This window comes from Variovorax sp. P4_D9, assembly GCF_056401695.1.
Genome location: NZ_JBFUIU010001707.1, coordinates 1 through 654, shown reverse-complemented (window position 1 = coordinate 654; position 654 = coordinate 1). Strand labels below are relative to the sequence as shown.

Here is a 654-nt window from a genome sequence, read left to right as displayed (position 1 = left end):
CTCGCTGACCTTGATGCCGGTCGGCTGTAGCGGCTCCTCGATGCGCTGGCCATTGTTCAGCATGAGGTAGCGGATGCCGTTCAGGTCTTCCATCCGGCCACTGCGGGCCGAGGTCACGATGCGCAGGTTGCGCTCGACCGAGGATATGAACACGTTGCTCGCGGTGGCGCTGTCGGGTGCATCCTTGTCGATAAAGAACACCCGCAGCCGGCCGGCCGATTCGCGGAATTCGCCGGGCGCGACGCGCTCGATGTCGCTGCGGCGTTCGTAGCGCTCGCGCATGTTCTGGGTCTGCGAATTGGCCCAGGGCCAGCCGACCAGCGAGAACAGGCCGATCAGCAAGAGGATCGGCCAGGCGAAGCGGAACAGCGGCCAGAGGAAGTCGGCCAGGCCGCGTCCGCTGGAGAACCAGATCACCATCTCGCTGTCGCGGTACATCCGCGACAAGGTGCCGACGATCGCGATGAACAGGCAGAGGCTCAGGATGGTCGGCATGTAGCCGAGCACGGTGTAGGTCATCACGAGGAAGACCTCGGAGGGATTCACGCTGCCCCTGGCCGCCAAGCCGAGCGTGCGGATCAGCATCATCGTCATCACGATGGTGACCAGCACCACCAGCGTGGCCCCGAAGCTGCGTGACAGCTCCTTGCGTAG

Annotated in this window: 1 protein-coding gene; it reads right to left on the bottom strand. The window is 64.5% G+C overall.

Annotated elements, in window-relative coordinates; translation table 11 throughout:
* On the bottom strand, positions 1–654 hold a 654-nt coding region (locus AC1DY5_RS57885), incomplete at both ends, for an LPS export ABC transporter permease LptF (protein WP_478123078.1).